Raw genomic sequence first — 20,664 nt, 5'->3', positions numbered from 1 at the left:
ATGAAGGTTGTCTTGGCCGCCCACGGAACTCGCGGTGACGTCGAGCCCTGCGCCGCCGCCGGCCTCGAGCTGATGCGGCGCGGGCACGAAGTGCGTATGGCGGTGCCGCCCAACCTGATCGGCCTCGTGGAGGCCGCCGGGCTGCCTGCGGTCGCCTACGGGCCGGATTCGCAGGAGCAGGTGAACGCGCTCGCGGACTTCCACCACCGCGCCTTCAAGCCGCAGAATCCGCTCAGCTTGGTCCGCTCGGGCAGGGAGCTCTTCATCGAGGGCTGGGCGCAGATGGGCACGACGCTGACTTCGGTGGCGGACGGCGCAGACCTGCTGGTAACCGGCCAGACCTACCACGGGGTCGTCGCCAATGTGGCTGAGTACTACGACATCCCAGTGGCGACACTGCACCACATGCCGATCTGCGTCAATGGCCAGCTGGCCCTTCCGTCGGTACCATCGCCGGCCCCCCTGGTCCGCACCGCGTTGAGGACGGCGTGGTGGCTGTACTGGCGCATCACCAAGGAGGTCGACGACGAGCAACGCCGTCAACTGGGCCTTCCGCGGGCCGCCGCCCCGGCGGCGAAGCGAATGGCGCATCGCGGATCGCTCGAAATCCAGGCCTACGACCGAGCCTGTTTTCCGGGCCTGGCGAAGGAATGGGATGGCCGGCGCCCGTTCGTCGGTGCGCTCACGATGGATCTACCGACCTGTGACGACGGTGAGGCGGCCGCCTGGGCTACCGCTGGAACGCCCCCCGTCTACTTCGGGTTTGGCAGCACACCGGTCCGATCCCCTGCCGACACGATCGCCATGATCGCCGCCGCCTGCACGCAGCTTGGCGAACGGGCCTTGGTCTATTCGGGCGAGGGCGCCCCACACCGTACTTCACAATCCGACCGAATAAAGCTCGTCGGCCCGCTGAATTACGCGGCCACGCTTCCACTCTGCCGCGCCATGGTCCACCACGGTGGCGGGGGCACCACGGCCGCCGGCCTGCGAGCCGGAATCCCGATGCTGATCCTCTGGGATGTGGCCGAGCAGCCGCTGTGGGCCGCGCAGGTCAGCCGGATGCGAGTTGGCCGCGCCCAGCGGTTGGTGAGCACCACCGTGGAGTCACTCGCCCGGCATCTCCGCGAGATCCTCGCGCCGCACTACGCCGGCCGAGCCCGTGAATTCGCCGCCCAGATGACCAAGCCCGCCGAAAGTGTCACCGCGGCAGCGGATCTCTTGGAGAAGGTCGCCGTCGGGGAGCGTGCTTGATGATGTGGGGAACGGTGCTGCCGATCGCAGTTTGGCTGTCGCTGGACCCGACGCGACTGGTCATCGGCGGAATCTTGATGTCACGCCCCCGGCCCCGGCACAACCTCCTCGCCTACTGGTGGGGCGGCCTCACAGCGGGCGTAGCCCCGGGCGTCGGCGCCTTCGTACTCCTGCGGGATTCGCCAGCGACGGTTATGGAAGACGCGAGGTCCACGGTCGTGCGCTTCACGGGCGGGTACTTCCAAATCGCGATCGGCGTGCTTGCCCTGGCGATCGCGACCGGAGTGTGGGCGTACCGCGGCGCCCCACCGTCCCGAGCCCCGCAGCCGCCCCGACCGACCGCGGCCGCCCGGCTGACGGCCCGCGTCCGCCGCGCGTTGCAAGGCGGGAACCCGTGGGTGGCGTTTGGGATTGGACTGGTGACGACCATGCCACTCGCCGATTATCTCGTGGTGCTCACCATCATTGTCTCCTCGAGAGCAGCGATCGGCGCTCAGCTCGGCGCGGTCGTGATCTTCACGATCGTGGTCCTCGTCCTGGTAGAGGTCCCCCTCGTCAGCTATCTTCTCGCGCCGGCGCAGACCCAGCTGGCGATGGTGCAGCTGCAAAGGTGGTTTGCCATTCACCGTCGCCGGCTTCTGATCGCCGCACCCGCTCTCGCCGGGATCATGCTGGTGGCCTCGGGCGTAAGCAGCCTCTGAGCGGTCGATGTCGTTCAGTTCGAACCGCGCGGCCCTCGCCGAGCAGATCCCATGCGCCCGTTCATCCGCCCGGCGCCGGGCCGGGCGTAGCCGCTCATCAGGGACGGCGCTCTCCGGCCGAGCCTGTCCACGTTCGACTGGATGAGCTGGAAGGGATAGTCGGTGTGTCGCTCGATGACGTCGCGCAGGTCCGCCATGGACGCGTGCCACGGCATGTCGTAGCGGGCCAGGTTCGCCTTGAGGAACGGAAACCGGAAGTCCTTGATGAGGCCATCCCAAAAGTGCAGGGTGCCGTTGTTGCGAGCAGAGCGTCTGGTGGCCCACGGGCGGGCCGATGGGCGGCCGTAGGTGAGTTCGATGGCGGCGGCGGAGACGAACGGGTTGAGGCTGAGTCCGGCTCCACGGGCGCGGGCGGATATGCCGATCTCGTATCGCCAGATGACCATCCCCTTGTGGACCACGTACTGGAAGCCATCCCAGAAGTCTTCGAGGAACGTGCGGGTGTGCGAGTCGAGATCCCAGACGAGAAAGAAAGATTGGAGATGCGGAACCAATTGGGTGTTCTCGACAGCGCCGTACATGTCGGCGCCGTGAAACGAACTCCACATGTCTTCCAGGGGAAAGAGCGGACCGAAGACGCTGTCGTTGGCGACCAGAAACCGGTCGAATTGATTGAGCGACCACCCGTGGTGCGTGAGAATGCACCACGCGAGGTGCCACGAGCCGAAATCGTAGGAAAGCGTTCGGCGGGTGTAGATGCCATCACAGAGGGAGCGGATGGAAGCCACCGACTCCGGTGTGAGAGTGGGCGAGCCGGAGACGAAGACGATGGCCGCGCCCTGCTCCCGCAAGGCTTTCAGGTAATAGGCGACGTACGGATCGACGACGCCCTGCGGGTCAAAGTGCGCAAACAGAGCAAGCGTGCGGCGGCCGGGTGGAGGATCCGGCGGAAGCTCCAGGTGGGTTTCGCATAGGAAGCGGAAAGCGTTGCCGCTGCGGCGGTAACGCGCCGCGGCCGAAGCGCGCTCGCTTTCGGTGCGCAGCATCTCCGAGAATTTCATCACGTCCCCGTGGCGTCCGTGAGTGCTCAGTCGGCGTGAACGGCCGGCCCTCGGCGCTGCGCATCCAACCGGGCGAACTGATTCTGTCGATACCGCTCGACACAGGCCGCCCGACGGACCTTGCCGCTGGTGGTGATGGGGATCGAACCGGGCGCTACCACAACGAGATCGGCGATGCTCAACCCGTGGACGGTGGATATCGCGGAAGTGACCTTGCGCCGGACGAGATCGAAAGCCTCCTGGCCGGAATCGTCGCGGCTCTTCAACTCGATGATGGCGACGAGTTTCTCCGTGCCCTCGTCCGGAACGGCGATGGCTGCACAACGCCCCGGCGCGATGCTTTGGATCGTTGCCTCGAGGTCGTCGGGAGAGTGGTTGCGTCCGTACACGATCAATAGATCCTTGATCCGGCCGATGATGAACAGTTCGCCGTCGGCGAAGAAGCCCATGTCACCGGTACGCAGCCACGGTCCCTCCGGCGTGCCGGCCGACGGATCGACAAGCGTTGCGCCGAACGTCGTTTCAGACGCTTGTGGGTTCTGCCAGTAGCCGGAAGCGACGTTGTCGCCTTGCACCCAGATTTCGCCGGTTATTCCGGCCGGACATTCGATTCTCGTCTCCGGATCTACGATGCGCACGAGGGGTGAGCGCGCCGCGCCGTAACTAATCAGTGCTGTACCGCCCCCGCCCGCACACCGCTTCGCGCGGCCGGCGGTCAGTTCTTCGGAGTCGAAATGCGCGACTCGTGGTGATTGACCCGCCTCGCGGGTGGCGATGTACAACGTCGCCTCCGCCATTCCGTATGAGGGCCGCAACACCCGGTCCTGGAGGCCGAAGGTGGCGAATCGCTCGGTGAAGCGCCGCAGCGTCGCGGGCTGGACTCGCTCACTGCCGTTGAGGATGCTGAGCACGTTGCCGAGATCAAGCCCTGCCAGGTCGTCGTCGGAGGCCTTTCTTGCGGCTAGTTCGAAGGCGAAGTTGGGTCCTGCCGAAAGTGCGTGACTGTTGCCGGCCAGCAGTTGAATCCACCGGGCCGGCCGCTGCAGGAACGCCACTGGAGTCGTGAGTACGGTGTGGAATCCCGTGAGCACCGGAAAGATGATTCCGAGATGCAACCCCATGTCGTGGTAGAAGGGCAGCCAGGACACCACGGTGGTGTCCGGTGGCGCAACGCCGCCGTGGTCGCCGAAGAAGGCGGCGTTGATCTGCTCGAAATTGGCCAGGATGTTCCTGTCGGAGACCATCACTCCGACGGGGGTGCGCGTCGACCCGGACGTGTATTGCAGATAGACGGTGTCGATCCCGCTGCCGACCCGGCCGCGCGGCCCGGCCCTCGAGCCCGAAGCCAGCGAATCAACCGCGACGATCGACGGAACGGATCTCCCGGCCCCCGACTCGACGTACCGGGCGGCATCGCCTGCGGCGGACGATACCGTGAGAACGACGGAGGGTGCGGTGTCTTTCAGTACGGCGGCGACGCGTTCGTCGCTGGCCCCACCGAGTGGAACCGCAATCAGCCCTGCCTGTAATGCCGCAAGGAACGCGGCGATGTAGTCGAGCCCGTGCGGCGCCAGGATCACAGCGCGGTCGCCCGGCGATCCGTGAATCCTCAACTCCTGTGCGACGTCAAGCACTCGCCGGTAGAGCTGTGACCATGTCACGCTCTCGGCAATTCCGTTGCGATCGCGCTCGTAATCCATAAACGTGAACGCTGTCCGATTGGGCTGCAGACTGGCGCGTTCGCGCAGCAGTGTCGGAATGGGACACTTAAGCATGGGCGTCAGGTTACCCGGGCCATTAACACTGCGTCGGCTTTGGGCTCGAGACGATGGGCAGTTGCAACGTACGCCTATAGAAAACGTCATCAGCCGGCTGAACGGCACGCCAATCTTGGTGGCGCTGTTGGATTTGCGCTTCAAATACGGGTACCGGTTCCTCAGCCGTCTCCTCACAAGAGATGACGTCCTATTCCTCAATTACGGGTACGAGGAGGATCCGCCGATGGCCCTGCCGCTGGCGGCCTCCGACGAGCCCGACCGGTTCCCCATCCAGCTCTATCACCGCACCGCGACCCAGGTGGATCTCACCGGCAAGGATGTGCTGGAAGTCAGTTGCGGCCACGGCGGTGGGGCCTCGTATCTGATGCGGACGCTGCACCCGGCGTCTTACACGGGCCTGGATCTCAATACGGTCGGCATAGCGTTCTGCCAAAAGAGGCACCGTCTGCCCGGCCTGAACTTCGTGCAGGGTAACGCCGAAAGCCTGCCCTTTCCCGAGGGGTCCTTCGACGCGGTGATCAATGTCGAAGCCGCGATCAATTACCGCGACGTGCGCCGGTTCTTCGCCGAAGTGAAACGCGTGCTGCGGCCGGGAGGGCATTTCCTGTACGCGGATATCCGCTACGCCGACGAGATCGCCTCCTGGGAAGCGGACCTCGCCGGCATCGCGATGCGCCGGATTTCAGCGACAACGATCAACGCGGAAGTCATGCGCGGGCTCGAGCAGAATCGGTTGTTCGACCAGATCACCCGGCGTCTGCCCAGCGTCCCATTCGTACGCGGCATCGCCGAGGACTATGCAGGGGGGCGCGGTTCGCTGATCTACCGGCGTCTGGAGAACGGCGAGGCTTCGTACCGGTTGTTCTGCTTTGCCAAGGACTGATCCGTCCGGGTCTTGAGACTTCGCGTCGGCGTCACCCCGTGTGAAGCCAACACTCCCTCGCGCCGTGCCCGACGGCCTATTCTTTGATCACCACAGCAAACGCAGGGGGCCGGATTGGCGGAGGTCGGATGACGGCCGTAGCGGCGTGCCACGCGTGTGGCACCGAGCTTCTCGAGAATGCGCGGTTCTGTCACGGGTGTGGTTCGCCGGTTGCCCAGCCCGCCGCGCATGCGGAGTACAAGCAGGTGTCGGTGCTGTTCGCCGACGTGGTGCACTCCATGGACATCGCCGCGGCCGTCGGTGCGGAGCGGTTGCGAGAAATCATGGCCGAGCTTGTCGACCGCTGCACCGACGTCGTGCAGCACTACCGGGGCACCCTGGACAACTTCACCGGTGACGGAATCATGGCGGTGTTCGGGGCGCCCGTAGCAATGGAGGACCACGCGGTTCGCGCCTGTCTGGCGGCCTTGGGGGTTCAGGAGGAGATCAAGGGGCTGGCGGGCGAGGTCCGACAGCGCGACGGTGTGGACCTGCAGTTGCGGGTGGGACTGAACTCCGGTCAGGTGATAGCGGGCGAAATCGGGTCCGGTCCGTTCCGCTACACCGCGATCGGCGAGCAAGTCGGGATGGCCCAACGGATGGAGTCTGTGGCACCGCCGGGTGGGGTGATGCTCAGCGAGTCGACCGCCCGGCTCGTCCAACACGCCACCGAGCTAGGCGATCCCGAGGAGGTGCGCTTCAAGGGCAGCGACGGCCCGGTGCTGGCCCGGCGTCTGCTGCGCATGACGGACGGGCACCGCCGAACCGGCTTGCCCCAAGGCGCATTGGTAGGGCGTGACCTCGAAGTGACAACGGCCGCAGGGCTTTTGGACCGATCGATGAGCGGTCGGGGATGTGTGGTCTGCGTTGCCGGGCCGCCGGGTATCGGCAAGACGCGACTCGCTGACGAAGTTGTCGCGATGGCCAGCCGGCGCGGTGTCGAAGTGTCCTCGGTGTACTGCGAGTCGCACACCAGCGATGTCCCCTTCCTGGTCGCGGCAGGACTGTTGCGCGAAGCCGCCCGGATCACCGAGCTCGACGACGAGGCGGCGCGAGCACAGGTGCGCGCGGGCCTCCCCGACGCCTCCGACGAGGACGTGCTGCTGCTCTATGACCTGATGGGCATTCGAGACCCCGAGACGCCGCCTCCCACGATCCATCCCGACGCGCGGCGGCGTCGGCTGACCGCTTTGATCAACTCCCTGTCGCTGAACCGCACCCAACCGGTCCTCTACGTCATCGAGGACGCGCACTGGATCGATGAGGTCAGCGACTCGATGCTGGCCGAGTTCCTCACCGTCATCCCCCAGACGCCGTCGATGGTCCTGATCACCTATCGCCCCGACTATCACGGCGCTTTGGCGAGAGTCCCTGGCACCCAAACGATCTCGCTCGCCCCTTTGAGTGATTCGGAAACCGCTGCGCTGCTCGACGAGTTGTTGGGCTCGGATCCGTCGGTCTCCGGAATCAAAGCGCTCGTCGCCGAACGGGCCGGCGGGAACCCGTTTTATGCGCAGGAGATGATTCACGAGCTCGCCGAGCGCGGCGTGCTCGAGGGCGAGCGCGGCGAATTCACCTGCAGCACAGACGTGGCCGACGTCACCGTACCGGCCAGCCTGCAGGCAACCATCGCGGCGCGGATCGATCGGTTGGATCCGGATGCCAAGCAGACGCTGAACGCCGCCGCGGTGATCGGGTCGCGGTTCACCCCCGAGTTACTCGCTGCGGTGGGCAACGCCCCTGCCCTCGACGCACTGCTCAGCGCCGCGCTGATCGATCAGGTCCGGTTCACCCCGGGTGCCGAGTTCGCCTTCCGCCACCCGCTGATACGGGCGGTGGCCTATGAATCACAACTCAAATCCGATCGCGCGGAGATGCACGGGCGGCTCGCCGCCGCTATCGAGGCCCGCGAGCCGGAATCGGCCGACCAGAATGCGGCGCTGATCGCCGAACATCTGGAAGCCGCGGGTGACCTGCGGGGTGCCTACGGCTGGCACATGCGCGCGGCCAAGTGGGCGACGTACCGCGATATCGCCGCGGCGCGTCTGAGTTGGGAGAGCGCCACGACGATCGCCGACGCATTGACTGCCGATGACCCGGACCTAGCGGCCATGTGCATTGCTCCTCGCACCATGTTGTGCGGGATCGCCTGGCGGCTGCACGTCAACAACGTCGGCGACCGGTTCGACGAGTTGCGCAAGTTGTGCAGCGCCGCGGGCGACAAGCCGTCGCTGGCCATCGCGATGGCGGGGCTGGTCGTGGACCACGCCTTCCAGGACAGGGTGGGCGAGGCGTCACGGCTGGCCTCCGAAGCCATCGCCCTGATCGAGTCCATTGGCGATCCGACCCTGACAGTGGGGCTGTCCTTCACGCCGATCCGCGCGAAGATGGCAAGCGGCGAGTGGTCAGAGATGCTGCGTTTGTCCCAGCGGGTGATCGACCTGGCCGACGGCGATCCCGCGAAGGGCAATTTTCTTTTCGGGTCGCCCCTGGCGCTTGCCTACGCGCAGCGGGCGACCGCCCGCTACGCGCTGGGCCTTGCCGGCTGGCGGGACGATCAGCGGCGGGGCCTGGCGGTGGCCCACGGCGCCGACTCGCTGTCCTACGTCACGGTCGTCAGCTACGTGTACACGGCCGCGGTACCGGCCGGCGCGCTGCGGCCGGACGATTCCGTCGTCCGCGAGATCCAGGACGCGCTGGCGATCGCCGAACGGTCCGGCGACAACCTCCAGGTAGGTGTGGCATGGCTGACCTTGGGCCTTGCGCTGCTGCACCGCGATACGGATGCCGACCGGGATCGCGGGCAGCGACTGTTGTTGGGGGTTCGCGACGTGTTCGTGCGCGGGGGCCACTTCTTGTGCGATCTACCGATGATCGATGTCTACGTGGCGCGTCAGGCGGCGCGCCGCGGGGAGCATGACGAAGCGATACCGCTGATGTCCGCCGCGGTCGACCACCTCGCCCGCGGGGGGCAGCTGCTGTCCTGGGGCATTCTGGCGACGGGGGTACTGGTGGAGACATTGCTGGACCGGGGAAGCGACCGTGACGTCGCCGACGCCGAGGCGGCAATCGAGCGGTTAGCCGCCGCACCGGCCGATGAGGGCCTGGCGATACGTGAAATCTGGCTGTACCGGATGCGCGCCCTCATGGCGCGGGCGCGAGGCGAGTCGGACGCCTACGCGTGTTTCCGAGATCGCTACCGCGACATGGCGAGGACGCTTGGCTTCGTAGGACACGCCGACTGGGCCGAGGCGATGCGGTAGGGCCGACCGCCGTCAGGGGCGCGGCTGCACGTCGACGCTGGGCGGGCGGGACTGCGGCTCTTGGGGCTTGGCGCGAACCGAGCGCCGCACCAGGCTGAACGCGACTGCGCCGCCGGCGAGGACCACAACGGCCGCTCCCGCGAGCACCAACGGGCGCCTGGTCCGACGCTGTGCGCGCCGCGCGTCCTGCAGCGCCTGAGGCAGGTTCGAAACGACCTCCTGGGCGGCGGCCAGCTCCTGCGCGAGGGTTTCCTGGGCAGCGGCGAGTTCCTTGGCGAGGCGCCCCTCTTGATATTTGTGACGAATCTGCGCCGCGGTCGACTGCGCTGACTGGGCGCTCAGGCCGACGATCCCCCGGGTGACGTCCACCGGGCCCAGCGTCGAGTAGGTCAGCCCGCGAGCGAGTCGCTCGCGCGGGGTCAGCCGGGATTCCGCCTTCGCGCTCATCTGCCGCCTTTCTGCGCCGCCGGGCAAGCCCGTCGCGGGACCGGCTCGTGGGTACTCGAACAGACTGCCAGCATAGGGATGCCGGCGGAACTGTTCTGCGCGCGCCGCCTTTTCGGTCGTCGCCCGGCTCGGGGTGACACCGGGTGCGGGCATCCCGGCGCGGAGTGGCAGACTCTCATGCCGTGACCAACAGCCCCTTTCAGACCGCTACCGCCACGCTGCACACCAACCGCGGCGACATCAAAGTCGCTCTGTTCGGAAACCACGCACCCAAGACCGTCGCCAACTTCGTTGGCCTGGCCCAGGGCACCAAGGAGTACTCGACCCAGAACGCCTCGGGTGGCTCCTCCGGTCCGTTCTACGATGGCGCGGTCTTTCACCGGGTGATTCAGGGCTTCATGATCCAGGGCGGCGACCCGACCGGAACGGGTCGCGGCGGCCCGGGCTACAAGTTCGCCGACGAGTTCCACCCCGAACTGCAATTCGACAAGCCGTATCTGCTGGCGATGGCGAACGCGGGTCCGGGCACCAACGGCTCCCAGTTCTTCATCACGGTCGGCAAGACCCCGCACCTGAACCGCCGGCACACCATCTTCGGCGAAGTCACCGACCCGGAGTCGCAGCGGGTTGTCGAGGCGATCTCGACGACGTCCACCGACAGTAACGACCGCCCCACCGAGCCGGTCGTCATCGAGTCGATCACGATCTCCTAAGCCCGGCCCTTCCCGGTCCGCTCAACGCGGGTTTCGGCCCGCGTAACCGGCGGCCGTCAGCGCGTCGAGCACCTCGAGCGGGTCCGTCCCGAGGTCCCACCGAGAGAAGAGCACCAGGCTGTCGTCGGCCGTCTCGACCTCGAGCAGCCGCACCTTGCGTGCGTAGCGGCGGAACTCGGTGATCCGGATGATCTTGATGTCGGACGGCCGTAATAACTGCGTCCGGAACCATCCCCGGAGCGCCAAGCCGTCGGCGGTAATTGCCAGCTTGGGCCGCGCGCGCCACGTCGCGCCCGCAAACAAGATCAGACCCACCGCGGCAATCCCCGTCAGAATGCGCCCCGGCGCGTCTGTGACCACGGTCACAGACGCGATAGCCATCAGCAGCCCGGCAAGGCCACAACCAGCAATTCCGGGGACACGCGGCTCCCATTGTGTTTGCTGCATGCGCCGCTCAGGCCCTCCCACCACGGCCTATGGAGTTATCCACAGACGCTATCAACAGTGGGGATAAATCACACGCGTGTGATTGGGTGGCGGCAATGTTGCTGGCGCAGTAACGGGGCAACCCAAAAATGAATTCATTCGGCCGCTGGTCGTGCTCAGTGCCAGCGCATCGTCAGCAACAAACCAGTGATCATGAAAGCGAACGCGATGGCGTAGTTCCACGGCCCCAGTTGTGCCATCCAGTTGAGCGCGGCGGGCGCCTGACTCCCGACGGCCGCCAGCTGGAAGACCATCAGCCAGACCAATCCGATCAGCATGAGACCGACGAACAAGGCGACGAACCACACGCTCGACGGCCCGACCTTCACCTTCACCGGCGTGCGGCTGACCGCGCTGACGGTGAAGTCATTCTTCTTGCGGACCTTGGACTTGGGCATGATTACCTCAACAAGACGGTGAGCGGGACGGGGTGCAACGATAACGACCGCAGCTGCACGCACAGCTTGGCTACGAGACTAACCCACCTGGCACGGCGACCAGGAAATTGGAGAGCAGATGAGCGACGGAGGCCGGTCGCCCTGGCGCTTCGGCGTCCCGGTGGTGTGCCTGCTGGCCGGATTGCTCCTGGCTGCCACGCACGGGGTGTCCGGCGGCGCCGAGATCCGCCGCAGCGACGCGCCCCGGTTGGTCGACCTGGTCCGGGAGGCCCAGGCCTCGGTGAATCACCTGAACGCCCAGCGCGACGAGCTGGCCGGCAAGATCGACGCCGCGCACGGCCGGTCCTCGGATCGGGCGTTGGCGGCAATGCTGCGCCGCTCGGCCGAGCTGGCCGCCGATGCGGGGATGAACCCGGTGCACGGCCCGGGGCTGACCGTCACCCTGGAGGACGCGCCGCGCGACGCCAACGGCCGCTTCCCGCGGGATGCGTCCCCCGACGACCTGGTGGTGCATCAGCAGGACATCGAGGCGGTGCTCAACGCCTTATGGAGCGCCGGCGCCGAGGCGATTCAGATGCAGGACCAGCGCATCATCGCCACCTCGGTCCCCCGCTGCGTCGGCAACACGCTGCTGCTCAACGGCCGGACCTACAGCCCGCCCTACACGATCACCGCGATCGGCAACGCGGCCACCATGCAGGCCGCCTTGGCCGCCGCTCCCCTGGTCACCCTGTACCGCCAGTACGTGGTCCGATTCGGGCTGGGCTACCGCGAAGAGGTCAAACCGGACGTGCAGATCGTCGGCCACACCGAGCCCGATCGGCTGCATTTCGCGCAGCCCATGGGAACCATCGGCTACTGATTTCGGCCGGACGGTAACCTGGCACGGTGCGGATCCTGGTCGTCGACAACTACGACAGCTTCGTGTTCAACCTGGTGCAGTACCTCGGCCAGCTGGGCGTCGAGGCCGAGGTGTGGCGCAACGACGACGCCAGACTCTCCGACGAGGCCGCCATCGCCCAGCGGTTCGACGGTGTGCTGCTCAGCCCCGGCCCGGGCACCCCGGAACGCGCGGGTGCGTCCATCGGACTGGTGAACGCGTGCGCCGCGGAGCGCACCCCGCTACTCGGAGTCTGCCTCGGCCACCAAGCCATCGGCGTCGCCTTCGGCGCGACCGTGGACCGGGCCCCCGAACTGCTGCACGGCAAGACCAGCAGCGTCTTTCACACCAACGCCGGTGTGCTGCAAGGACTTCCAGATCCCTTCACGGCGACCCGCTACCACTCGCTGACCATACTTCCGGAGTCGCTTCCGCCGGTGCTGGAGGTGACGGCCCGTACCCGCGGCGGCGTCATCATGGGTGTGCGCCACCGGGAGTTGCCGATCCACGGAGTCCAGTTCCATCCCGAGTCGATCCTGACCGAGGGCGGCCACCGCATGCTGGCCAACTGGCTGGCCTACTGCGGATGGGCCCGCAACGACACGCTGGTGCGCCGGCTCGAGAACGAGGTCCGGGCGGCGGTGCAGCCCTATCTCCCGGCCGATCCCGCGGCTACTGGCCGAACTTCAGCGTGATGATCCCGTCCCGGTTGCAGCCGGTGCCGGCCGGCGGGTTCTGATAGACCACCCGGTGCGACTGGGAGCCGCCCGCGTCGACGTCCGGGCCCTTGTCCAGCACGCCGGTCCAGCCCAGCGCCCGTAACCGCGGCTCGGCGTCCGTCCAGAACATGCCGCTCAGGTCGGGCATCACGAACTGGTTGCCCTTGGACACCTGCAGTTCGATCACCGAATCCACCGGAACGGTCTGACCTTTGGGCGGATTGGTGCCGATCACCTCGCCGGCGGGGCGGGTGCTGTCCACCTGTGCCTGGGTGACCTTGGTGAAGCCATAGACCGTGAGGTTCTTCTGTGCGACGTCGACGGTCTGACCGGCGACGTCCGGCACCTGCTTGGTCTCGGGGCCGGAGCCGACGATGACGGTGATCACGTTGGTGATCGCGGACGTCTGGTTGGCCGGCGGGTTGGTGCCGATCACCTTGCCCAGCAACTCGGGACTCGACGGAGAATTGGCCTGCTTGAATTTGCTGAATCCCGCGGCTTTGAGCTTGCTGACCGCGTCGGAGTAGCTCAGCGAGGAGACATCGGGCACCTCGCGCTGCTCGGGACCCGTCGAAACGTTGATCGTGATCTCGTCGCCGGCGCCGACCGTTGCGTTCGCGCCGGGATCGGTGCTGATGACATGGTCGGGCGGGATCGTAGAGTCGGGCTTCTGCAAGGTACGCGTCTTGAAGCCGCGATTCTGCAGCGCGGCAATCGCGTCGGCGGACACTTGGCCCCGCATGTCGGGGACCTGGACATCGCGGGTGGTGCCGCCGAAGGTGTTGAAGGCGATGACGACGACGATCGTCAGCACCGCCAGCGCGGCGACCGCGACGATCCACCGGCCGACCCCCCCGCCGTCGCCGTCGTCGATGCGACGAAGGGGTTGCCGGGGCAGCGGATCGGTGCGCGGCCCGGGCTGGTTGGCGCCGGAGGCGATCAGGCCGCTGCGGTCGGCGTCGGTGAGCACCTTGGGCGCCTCGGGCGGTTCGCCGTTGTGCACCCGCACCAGGTCTGCGCGCATCTCGGCCGCGGTCTGGTAGCGGTTGTCCGGGTTCTTGGCCAACGCCTTGAGCACGACCGCGTCGAGGTCGGCAGAGATGCCCTCGTGCCGCTGCGACGGCGGAATCGGGTCCTCGCGCACGTGCTGGTACGCGACCGCGACGGGCGAGTCCCCGGTGAAAGGCGGTTCGCCGGTGAGGATTTCGTAGAGCACACAGCCCAGCGAGTAGACGTCGGACCGGGCATCGACGCTGTCGCCGCGGGCCTGTTCGGGCGAGAGGTACTGCGCCGTCCCGATCACCGCCGCGGTCTGGGTGACGCTGTTGCCGCTGTCCGCGATCGCCCGCGCGATGCCGAAGTCCATCACCTTGACCGCGTTGGTGTTGCTGATCATGATGTTGGCCGGCTTGACGTCGCGGTGGATGATGCCGTTCTGGTGGCTGAAGTTCAGCGCCTGGCACGCGTCGGCGATGATCTCGATCGCCCGGCGAGGGGGTAACGGCCCGTCGGTGTGCACGATGTCGCGCAGGGTGACGCCGTCGACGTACTCCATGACGATGTAGGGCAGCGGACCCGTCGGGGTCTCCGCCTCGCCGGTGTCGTACACCGCGACGATGGACGGGTGGTTGAGCGCGGCGGCGTTCTGGGCCTCGCGACGGAACCGGAGATAGAAGCTGGGATCGCGGGCCAGGTCGGCGCGCAGCACTTTGACCGCTACATCGCGGTGTAACCGGACGTCGCGGGCCAGGTGAACCTCGGACATACCCCCGAAGCCGAGGATTTCGCCCAGTTCATAGCGGTCAGACAGGTGCTGAGGGGTGGTCATCGTGGTATCTCGTGTCGGGCCGGTGACGCGCTGGGCGTCAGTGGTTCAACCCGCCCGTATTCGGCCGGCCCTCGTTGCAGTCCAGAATTACCTATCGTCCCGCGATCCGTCCAATTCAGCCGCAGCACGGGGCCGGACGCGGCACCGCTCGGGGTGTTGGTGGCCGGCGGCGCCGGCGGAGTCCCGGTGTCGGTGACCGTCGGCGGCGGCGGTGCCTGCTGGGTATCGGCGCGGGAATTGATGACGATGAGCACGGCGATGATGATCGCCAGCGCCCCCAGCACTCCGGCGGCCCACAACAACGCGCGCTGGCCCGACGAGAAGGTGCGCCGGGCCGGGGGTGGCCGATGGCCCCCGGTGGCGGGCCGGGATCGGCGCGGCGCCGCGGCCCGGGTGCTGGACACAGCGGCCGCCCTGGTGGTCGGGCTCGACGGAATGGCCGCCGGCGACGCCCGCCCGGGCGGGGGCGACTGGCTGGGGCGCGGCGGCCGGCGGCCGGCCCGCACCGCCGCAACGGCATCGGCGAACGGCCCGCCGCTGCGGTAGCGCATCGCCGGGTTCTTGACCAGCGTGATCTCGATCAGCTCGCGCACGTTGGGCGGCAGCTCCGCGGGCAGCGGCGGCGGGGGCTCCTTGATGTGCTTCATCGCCACCGTCAGGGCACCGTCACCGGTGAACGGCCGCTTCCCCGAGACGACCTCGTAGCCGACGACTCCCAGCGAGTACACGTCGCTGGCGGGAGTCGCGTCATGACCCAGGGCCTGCTCGGGGGCGATGTACTGGGCGGTTCCCATCACCATCCCCGTCTGCGTGACGGGCGCGGCGTCGACGGCCTTGGCGATACCGAAGTCGGTGATCTTCACCTGGCCCGTCGGCGTGATCAGGATGTTTCCCGGCTTGACGTCGCGGTGCACCAGACCGGCCGCGTGCGCGACCTGCAGCGCACGACCGGTCTGTTCGAGCATGTCCAGCGCGTGCCGCAACGACAGCCGGCCGGTGCGCTTGAGCACCGAGTTCAGCGGCTCGCCGTTGACCAGCTCCATCACCAGGTAGGCGGTGCGGCCCTCCCCGTCCAGCTGGCTCTCGCCATAGTCGTGGACCTGGGCGATGCCGGGGTGGTTGAGCATCGCGGTGGTGCGCGCCTCGGCGCGGAACCGCTCGATGAATTCCGGATCCTGGGAGAACTCCTGCTTGAGCACCTTGACCGCCACGCGCCGGCCGAGCCGACTGTCCACCGCCTCCCACACTTGGCCCATGCCGCCGGTGGCGATCAGGCGCTGCAGGCGGTATCTGCCAGACAGCGTCACACCAACTCGCGGGCTCATGGTCCTCCCTGTAGCGCGGCTTGGATCACAGCCCGTCCGATCGGCGCGGCGAGTGCACCTCCCGTCGCGGACAGGCGGTCGCCGCCATTCTCCACCAACACTGCCACGGCGACTCTCGGCGTCTGCGCGGGCGCGAAGGCGATGTACCACGCGTGCGGCGGCGTATTACGCGGATCGGTGCCATGCTCTGCGGTACCAGTCTTCGATGCGATCTGCACGCCGGGAATGGCCCCTTTCTGCTGTGCGACCTTCTCGGCGCCGACCATCAGCTCTGTTAGCTTAGCGGCGACCTGGGGCGACACCGCGCGGCGCTGCTGATAGGGAACGGTGGTGCTGATGTTGGCCAGATCGGGCCCTTTGAGGCTGTCGATCAGGTAAGGCTGCAGCTGTACCCCGCCGTTCGCGATGGTCGCGGCGATCTCGGCGTTCTCCAGCGGTGTCAGCGCGACATCCTTCTGGCCGATGCTGGACATGCCCAGGGCGGCGGCGTCCGGGATGATTCCGACGGTCGATTCGGCGACCTGCAGCGGGATGACGCTCGGCGTGGAGTCCAGGCCGAACGCGCGCGCCATGCTGCGCAACGCGTCGGCGCCGGTGTGCATGCCGAGTTGCACGAAGGCGGTGTTGCACGACAGGGCGAACGCTTGCTTGAGCGACACCGTGGCCTCGCTGCCGCAGGGCTGGCCGCCATAGTTCTCCAACGTCGCGGTGCTGTCGGGCAGAGCGATTGACGGAGCGGCGGTGAGCTGTTCGGCGTCGGTCGCCCCGGCCTCAAGCGCCGCCGCGGTGGTGACGACTTTGAAAGTGGAACCGGGCGGATAGGTCTCCGAGATGGCGCGGTTGGTCAGCGGGTTGTCGGGGTCGTCGCGCAGCCGCTGCCATGCTTGCGCCTGCACTTGAGGATCGTGCGACGCGAGCAGGTTGGGGTCATACGACGGCGATGACACCATGGCCAGGATCTTGCCGGTGGACGGTTCGAGGGCGACCACGGCGCCCTTGCACGGCGGCCCGCCGCAGCCCTGCTGCATTGCGTCCCACCCCGCTTGCTGGACCCGCGGCCGGATTGTGGTGTCGACGTTGCCGCCCCGGGGGTCGCGGCCGGTGAAGAAATCGGCCAGGCGGCGGCCGAACAGCCGCTCGTCGGATCCGTTCAGCAGCGCATCCTCGGCGCGCTCCAAGCCGGTGCTCGAATAGCGCAGGGAGTAGAAGCCGGTGATCGGCGCGTACACCGACGGGTTGGGATACACCCGCAGGAAGCGGAACCGGCTGTCGGTGGCCACCGAGTAGGCCAGCAGTTGGCCGCCGGCGATGATCTGCCCGCGTTGGCGCGAGTACTCGTCCAACAGCACGCGCTGATTGCGCGGGTCGGCGCGCAGCGAGTCGGCGGCGAACACCTGCGTCATGGTGGCGTTGAGCAGCAACAGAACGATCAACGCCATGACGGTGACCGAGATGCGGCGCAGAGAGGTGTTCATACCTTCTCGATCACCTCGGTCTTCGCCGCCGCGATCGGGGAATCCTTGCGGTCGCGTCCGCGCAGGGGGTGGCGGGCGCTGTTGGAGATGCGAGCCAGGATCGCCAGCAGTATGTAGTTCGCCAGGAGCGACGATCCGCCGTAGGACATCCACGGTGTGGTCAGGCCCGTCAGCGGGATGAGTTGGGTGACGCCGCCGACGACGATGAACAGCTGGATGGCCAGGGTGGAGGCCAGGCCCGCGGCCAGTAACTTGCCGAAGCTGTCTCGCGTCGCGATCGCGGTGCGCATGCCGCGGATGATGACGATGGTGTAGAGCATCAAGATGCTGGCGAGCCCGACGAGCCCGAGCTCTTCACCGAATGCGGCGATGATGAAGTCGGTCGACGCGGCCGGCACGGTGTCCGGCTGACCGTTGCCGAGCCCGGTGCCGAAGATTCCACCCGTGGCGAAGCTGAACAGCGACTGCACGATCTGGTAGCCGTTGCCGTCGGGGTCGGAAAACGGGTCCCACCACATCTGCACGCGGACCCGGACGTGGGCGAAGATGAAGTAGGCGATGACGCTGCCCACTGCGAACAGCACCAGGCCGATCAGCACCCAGCTGATCCGTTGCGTCGCAAGGTAAACCACCACCAGGAACGACGCGTAAAGCAACAACGAGGTGCCGAGGTCCTTCTCGAAGACCATCACACCGATCGAGGCCACCCAGGCGCCCAGCAGCGGCGCGAGGTCTCGCGGGCGCGGCAGGGTTAGACCCATGAAATGCTTTCCTACGCTGGTGAATAGCCCCCGCTTGGCGATCAACACGGCGGAAAAGAAGATCAGCAACAGGATTTTGGAGAATTCGGCGGGCTGAATGGAAAAGCCGGGGAGGCGGATCCAGATCTTTGCGCCGTTCTGTTCGGACAGCGAAGCCGGCAGGAGCGCGGGAATCACCAACAGCACCAGGCCGGTGATGCCGCATATATAGCCATAGCGAGCCAACTGTCGATGGTCTTTGAGAAACGTGACCACGAGCGCGAACGTGACCACGCCGACCACCGTCCACATCAACTGCTGGGTGGCGCTGGGATGATTGCGGCCGCTTGTCTGGCTGTTGACGAGGTCGAGCCGATGGATCATCACCAGCCCAAGTCCATTGAGCAGAGCCACAATTGGCAACAGCAGCGGATCGGTATATGGGGCGAACCGTCTGATGGCCAGGTGCGCGGAGCCGAACACGAGCAGGAATATCAGCCCGTAGCTGATGACGTTCCAGCGCAAGACACGGTCCTGGTTTGCCTCGACGATCAATAACGCCGCGACGGTGATCGCTGCGGCGAAGCACAGCAGCAGCAGCTCGGCGTTGCGACGGGTGGGCAGCGGAGGCGTGACCGCGACGGGCGGCTGGAGTTGGGTCGTCATGCCACCGTCCGGCAGTCGATGCCCGGTTGAAGTGGAGGCGCTGGAAGCGCGGTGACCGTCTGAGATGTGGTCGTGGGGCCCGCCTGCGACGAGGGCGCGGGGCCGCTTGTGGCACTGGTAGGAGCTGGGGTGCTGGAGCCGGGAGGGGCGGTGGTCGGTGGCGTGGTCGGTGCTGGAGATGTCGCGACACTGGACTCGGGGGTGCCGCTCCCGGGGGCCGGCTGCCCCGGCGGTGACGTGGCGCGCGGGGACGGGCAGGTGGGCAGCAGGTATTCGGCGAGCAGTTGACGCAGCTGTGACTCGGCTTGATCCAGGCTGCCGCCCGGCAGTCCGGTCTGAACCTGGACCTGGCCGGGACGGCGCAAGTCCCGCAACGTCATCAGCTGACAGTTCGAGTGGTCGGATTGGCCGTAGCTGATCAGGGAGAGTTCGTTGCGCGCGGTCAGGCAGCCCACCAGATACGGCTGCTGCAGGGGCACGCCGAGCAAGGACCCTTGGATTCCGCGGACGATCGAAACTTTGCCGTCGTACTCGGTGACGTAATAGTTGCGCTGAATCACCCACCATCCGATGGCCAGTCCGGAAAGGGCGAACAGCACCGCCAGCGTCACCACGAAGAACATCCGCCGACGGGGCCACCGCGGCCGGCTCGGCGTTTCCGGTTGCGGCGCAACCCGTTTCGCTGCCTCTTCGCGCGGTCTGATCGCCGAGGCGCGGCCCGCGGAGGTGTTGGGCAACGTCATCTGGTCGTCGTCCCCGGAAACAGCTCCAGCAAGGATCGGCTGGGTCTGGCCGTAGTCGTAGTCGACGACGTCGGCCACCACCACGGTCACGTTGTCCGGCCCGCCGCCGCGCAGCGCCAACTCGATGAGGCGGTAGGCGGCTTCGGCGACGTCGGGAATCTGCAGCGCCTCGAGGATGGTCTCGTCGCTTACCGGGTCGCTGAGCCCGTCGGAGCAGAGCAGGTAGCGGTCACCGGCGCGCGCCTCGCGCATGGTCAACGTGGGCTCGACCTCGTGACCGGTCAGCGCGCGCATGATCAGCGACCGCTGCGGGTGGCTGTGCGCCTCTTCCCGGGTGATCCGCCCTTCGTCGACCAGGGTTTGGACGAACGTGTCGTCCTTGGTGATCTGCGTCAGTTCGCCGTCACGCAGCAGATAGCCGCGCGAGTCGCCGATGTGCACCAACCCGATTCGGTCGCCCGCGAACAATATTGCGGTGAGCGTGGTGCCCATCCCCTCGAGCTCGGGCTCGGCCTCCACTTGCGCCGCGATGGCCGCGTTGCCCGAGCGCACCGCGGCGTCGAGCTTGGCCAGCAGGTCGCCGCCGGGCTCATCGTCGTCGAGGTGGGCCAGTGCGGCGATCACCAACTGGGAGGCCACCTCGCCGGCGGCGTGACCGCCCATCCCGTCGGCCAGCGCGAGGAGCCGCGCGCCGGCGTATACGGAGTCTTCGTTGTTGGAGCGCACCAGGCCGCGGTCGCTGCGCGCGGCATATCGCAGGACCAGGGTCACGGGCGCAACTCGATCGCCGTTTTGCCGATCCGAATCGGCGTCCCTATCGGAACTCGTACCGCAGTCGTCACCTTTGCCCTGTCAAGGTAAGTGCCGTTGGTCGATCCTAGATCCTCGACGTACCATTCCGAACCGCGCTGCGATAGGCGGGCGTGCCGCGTCGAGGCGTAATCGTCGGTCAGCACGAGCGTCGAGTCGTCAGCTCTTCCGATCAACACCGGCTGCCCGCTGAGTGTGATGCGCGCCCCCGCCAACGCGCCCTCGGTGACCACCAGGTAGCGCGCCGCGTGCCTGCGTTGCCGCGAGGGCAGCAGGGTGCTGCGCAGCGCCAAGCCGCGGCGCACCATGACGGCCCCGGTGGGCGCGTAGATATCGGTCCGCAGAATTCGCAACACGGACCAGATGAATACCCATAACAACATTAGAAATCCGGCGCGCGTCAGCTGCAGTACGAGTCCCTGCATCTGGCGTCCTTTCCGTCCTGGCCCCGAAAT

At 67.1% G+C, this 20,664-nt stretch carries 18 protein-coding genes; 7 read left to right on the top strand and 11 right to left on the bottom strand.

Annotated features, from left to right (window positions below):
* Together A9X05_RS02970 and A9X05_RS02965 are read left to right on the top strand one after the other, a co-directional pair.
* On the top strand, positions 1-1,254 hold the full coding sequence (locus A9X05_RS02970; RefSeq protein ID WP_067756284.1) for a glycosyltransferase: 1,254 nt from the start codon (positions 1-3) through the stop codon (positions 1,252-1,254).
* Positions 1,254-1,955: a GAP family protein gene (locus A9X05_RS02965; protein ID WP_067756276.1), complete on the top strand. Its 702-nt coding sequence runs from the start codon at positions 1,254-1,256 to the stop codon at positions 1,953-1,955. The genes A9X05_RS02970 and A9X05_RS02965 overlap by 1 nt, the downstream gene beginning before the upstream one ends.
* A 14-nt stretch (positions 1,956-1,969) precedes the next feature.
* Here the strand turns inward: A9X05_RS02965 and A9X05_RS02960 are convergent, their stop codons facing one another.
* Both A9X05_RS02960 and A9X05_RS02955 read right to left on the bottom strand, forming a co-directional pair.
* Entirely contained in the window at positions 1,970-3,016 is a 1,047-nt protein-coding gene (locus A9X05_RS02960; RefSeq protein ID WP_067756273.1) for a rhamnan synthesis F family protein, read from the bottom strand.
* Between the two features lie 26 nt (positions 3,017-3,042).
* A complete protein-coding gene (locus A9X05_RS02955) occupies positions 3,043-4,791 on the bottom strand; it encodes an AMP-binding protein (RefSeq protein WP_067779097.1) in 1,749 nt (582 codons plus the stop codon).
* A gap of 97 nt (positions 4,792-4,888) precedes the next feature.
* Between A9X05_RS02955 and A9X05_RS02950 the strand changes: the two genes are divergently transcribed.
* Positions 4,889-5,677 carry a phthiotriol/phenolphthiotriol dimycocerosates methyltransferase gene (locus A9X05_RS02950; RefSeq protein ID WP_368664915.1) on the top strand — a complete coding sequence of 263 codons (789 nt, stop codon included), beginning with the start codon at positions 4,889-4,891 and terminating at the stop codon, positions 5,675-5,677.
* A gap of 128 nt (positions 5,678-5,805) precedes the next feature.
* Entirely contained in the window at positions 5,806-8,979 is a 3,174-nt protein-coding gene (locus A9X05_RS02945) for an adenylate/guanylate cyclase domain-containing protein (RefSeq protein WP_067756263.1), read from the top strand.
* 12 nt (positions 8,980-8,991) lie between these two features.
* Here A9X05_RS02945 and cwsA read toward each other — a convergent pair whose 3' ends face one another.
* Positions 8,992-9,426 carry a cell wall synthesis protein CwsA gene (gene cwsA, locus A9X05_RS02940; RefSeq protein WP_067779114.1) on the bottom strand — a complete coding sequence of 145 codons (435 nt, stop codon included), beginning with the start codon at positions 9,424-9,426 and terminating at the stop codon, positions 8,992-8,994.
* A gap of 164 nt (positions 9,427-9,590) precedes the next feature.
* Here cwsA and A9X05_RS02935 point away from each other — a divergent pair, with 164 nt between their 5' ends.
* A complete protein-coding gene (locus A9X05_RS02935; RefSeq protein ID WP_067756256.1) occupies positions 9,591-10,139 on the top strand; it encodes a peptidylprolyl isomerase in 549 nt (182 codons plus the stop codon).
* Between the two features lie 21 nt (positions 10,140-10,160).
* Here A9X05_RS02935 and A9X05_RS02930 read toward each other — a convergent pair whose 3' ends face one another.
* On the bottom strand, positions 10,161-10,586 hold the full coding sequence (locus tag A9X05_RS02930) for a PH domain-containing protein (RefSeq protein WP_067756360.1): 426 nt from the start codon (positions 10,584-10,586) through the stop codon (positions 10,161-10,163).
* Between the two features lie 155 nt (positions 10,587-10,741).
* Positions 10,742-11,023, bottom strand: a complete 282-nt coding sequence (crgA, locus tag A9X05_RS02925) for a cell division protein CrgA (protein ID WP_067756253.1) — start codon at positions 11,021-11,023, stop codon at positions 10,742-10,744.
* Positions 11,024-11,141: 118 nt separating this feature from the next.
* Between crgA and A9X05_RS02920 the strand changes: the two genes are divergently transcribed.
* Entirely contained in the window at positions 11,142-11,885 is a 744-nt protein-coding gene (locus A9X05_RS02920; RefSeq protein ID WP_067779094.1) for a DUF881 domain-containing protein, read from the top strand.
* A gap of 26 nt (positions 11,886-11,911) precedes the next feature.
* Positions 11,912-12,598, top strand: coding sequence for an aminodeoxychorismate/anthranilate synthase component II (locus A9X05_RS02915; RefSeq protein WP_067756248.1), 687 nt, complete (start codon positions 11,912-11,914; stop codon positions 12,596-12,598).
* Here A9X05_RS02915 and pknB read toward each other — a convergent pair.
* From pknB to A9X05_RS02885, 6 genes are read right to left on the bottom strand one after another with little or no spacing between them, the layout of a single operon-like run.
* A complete protein-coding gene (pknB, locus tag A9X05_RS02910) occupies positions 12,576-14,450 on the bottom strand; it encodes a Stk1 family PASTA domain-containing Ser/Thr kinase (RefSeq protein WP_067779091.1) in 1,875 nt (624 codons plus the stop codon). The two genes, A9X05_RS02915 and pknB, sit on opposite strands and share 23 nt — an antisense overlap.
* Positions 14,447-15,775, bottom strand: coding sequence for a serine/threonine-protein kinase (locus A9X05_RS02905; protein ID WP_067779088.1), 1,329 nt, complete (start codon positions 15,773-15,775; stop codon positions 14,447-14,449). The genes pknB and A9X05_RS02905 overlap by 4 nt, the downstream gene beginning before the upstream one ends.
* A complete protein-coding gene (pbpA, locus tag A9X05_RS02900; RefSeq protein WP_067779087.1) occupies positions 15,772-17,250 on the bottom strand; it encodes a D,D-transpeptidase PbpA in 1,479 nt (492 codons plus the stop codon). Before pbpA ends, A9X05_RS02905 begins: the two co-directional genes overlap by 4 nt.
* Positions 17,247-18,656 (bottom strand): FtsW/RodA/SpoVE family cell cycle protein, encoded by a 1,410-nt coding sequence (locus tag A9X05_RS02895; RefSeq protein ID WP_067756239.1) that lies wholly within the window; start codon positions 18,654-18,656, stop codon positions 17,247-17,249. The genes pbpA and A9X05_RS02895 overlap by 4 nt, the downstream gene beginning before the upstream one ends.
* Positions 18,653-20,170, bottom strand: a complete 1,518-nt coding sequence (locus A9X05_RS02890; RefSeq protein WP_067779084.1) for a PP2C family serine/threonine-protein phosphatase — start codon at positions 20,168-20,170, stop codon at positions 18,653-18,655. The genes A9X05_RS02895 and A9X05_RS02890 overlap by 4 nt, the downstream gene beginning before the upstream one ends.
* Positions 20,167-20,634, bottom strand: coding sequence for an FHA domain-containing protein (locus A9X05_RS02885; RefSeq protein ID WP_046183038.1), 468 nt, complete (start codon positions 20,632-20,634; stop codon positions 20,167-20,169). The genes A9X05_RS02890 and A9X05_RS02885 overlap by 4 nt, the downstream gene beginning before the upstream one ends.
* Positions 20,635-20,664 lie beyond the last annotated feature (30 nt).

Source organism: Mycobacterium sp. E3298 (assembly GCF_001666895.1).
In the GTDB taxonomy this organism is placed as follows: Bacteria; Actinomycetota; Actinomycetes; order Mycobacteriales; family Mycobacteriaceae; genus Mycobacterium.
The sequence above is the reverse complement of the archived record's forward strand: the minus strand, read 5'-3'. Positions and strand labels throughout refer to the sequence as shown.

Excerpts from the sequence above, each read along its gene's own strand:
- crgA (WP_067756253.1), bottom strand. The coding sequence starts at position 11,023 with ATGCCCAAGTCCAAGGTCCGCAAGAAGAATGACTTCACCGTCAGCGCG.
- A9X05_RS02930 (WP_067756360.1), bottom strand. The coding sequence starts at position 10,586 with ATGCAGCAAACACAATGGGAGCCGCGTGTCCCCGGAATTGCTGGTTGT.
- pknB (WP_067779091.1), bottom strand. The coding sequence starts at position 14,450 with ATGACCACCCCTCAGCACCTGTCTGACCGCTATGAACTGGGCGAAATC.
- A9X05_RS02965 (WP_067756276.1), top strand. The coding sequence starts at position 1,254 with ATGATGTGGGGAACGGTGCTGCCGATCGCAGTTTGGCTGTCGCTGGAC.
- A9X05_RS02885 (WP_046183038.1), bottom strand. The coding sequence starts at position 20,634 with ATGCAGGGACTCGTACTGCAGCTGACGCGCGCCGGATTTCTAATGTTG.
- A9X05_RS02945 (WP_067756263.1), top strand. The coding sequence starts at position 5,806 with ATGACGGCCGTAGCGGCGTGCCACGCGTGTGGCACCGAGCTTCTCGAG.
- pbpA (WP_067779087.1), bottom strand. The coding sequence starts at position 17,250 with ATGAACACCTCTCTGCGCCGCATCTCGGTCACCGTCATGGCGTTGATC.
- cwsA (WP_067779114.1), bottom strand. The coding sequence starts at position 9,426 with ATGAGCGCGAAGGCGGAATCCCGGCTGACCCCGCGCGAGCGACTCGCT.
- A9X05_RS02920 (WP_067779094.1), top strand. The coding sequence starts at position 11,142 with ATGAGCGACGGAGGCCGGTCGCCCTGGCGCTTCGGCGTCCCGGTGGTG.
- A9X05_RS02960 (WP_067756273.1), bottom strand. The coding sequence starts at position 3,016 with ATGAAATTCTCGGAGATGCTGCGCACCGAAAGCGAGCGCGCTTCGGCC.
- A9X05_RS02895 (WP_067756239.1), bottom strand. The coding sequence starts at position 18,656 with ATGACGACCCAACTCCAGCCGCCCGTCGCGGTCACGCCTCCGCTGCCC.
- A9X05_RS02905 (WP_067779088.1), bottom strand. The coding sequence starts at position 15,775 with ATGAGCCCGCGAGTTGGTGTGACGCTGTCTGGCAGATACCGCCTGCAG.
- A9X05_RS02955 (WP_067779097.1), bottom strand. The coding sequence starts at position 4,791 with ATGCTTAAGTGTCCCATTCCGACACTGCTGCGCGAACGCGCCAGTCTG.
- A9X05_RS02970 (WP_067756284.1), top strand. The coding sequence starts at position 1 with ATGAAGGTTGTCTTGGCCGCCCACGGAACTCGCGGTGACGTCGAGCCC.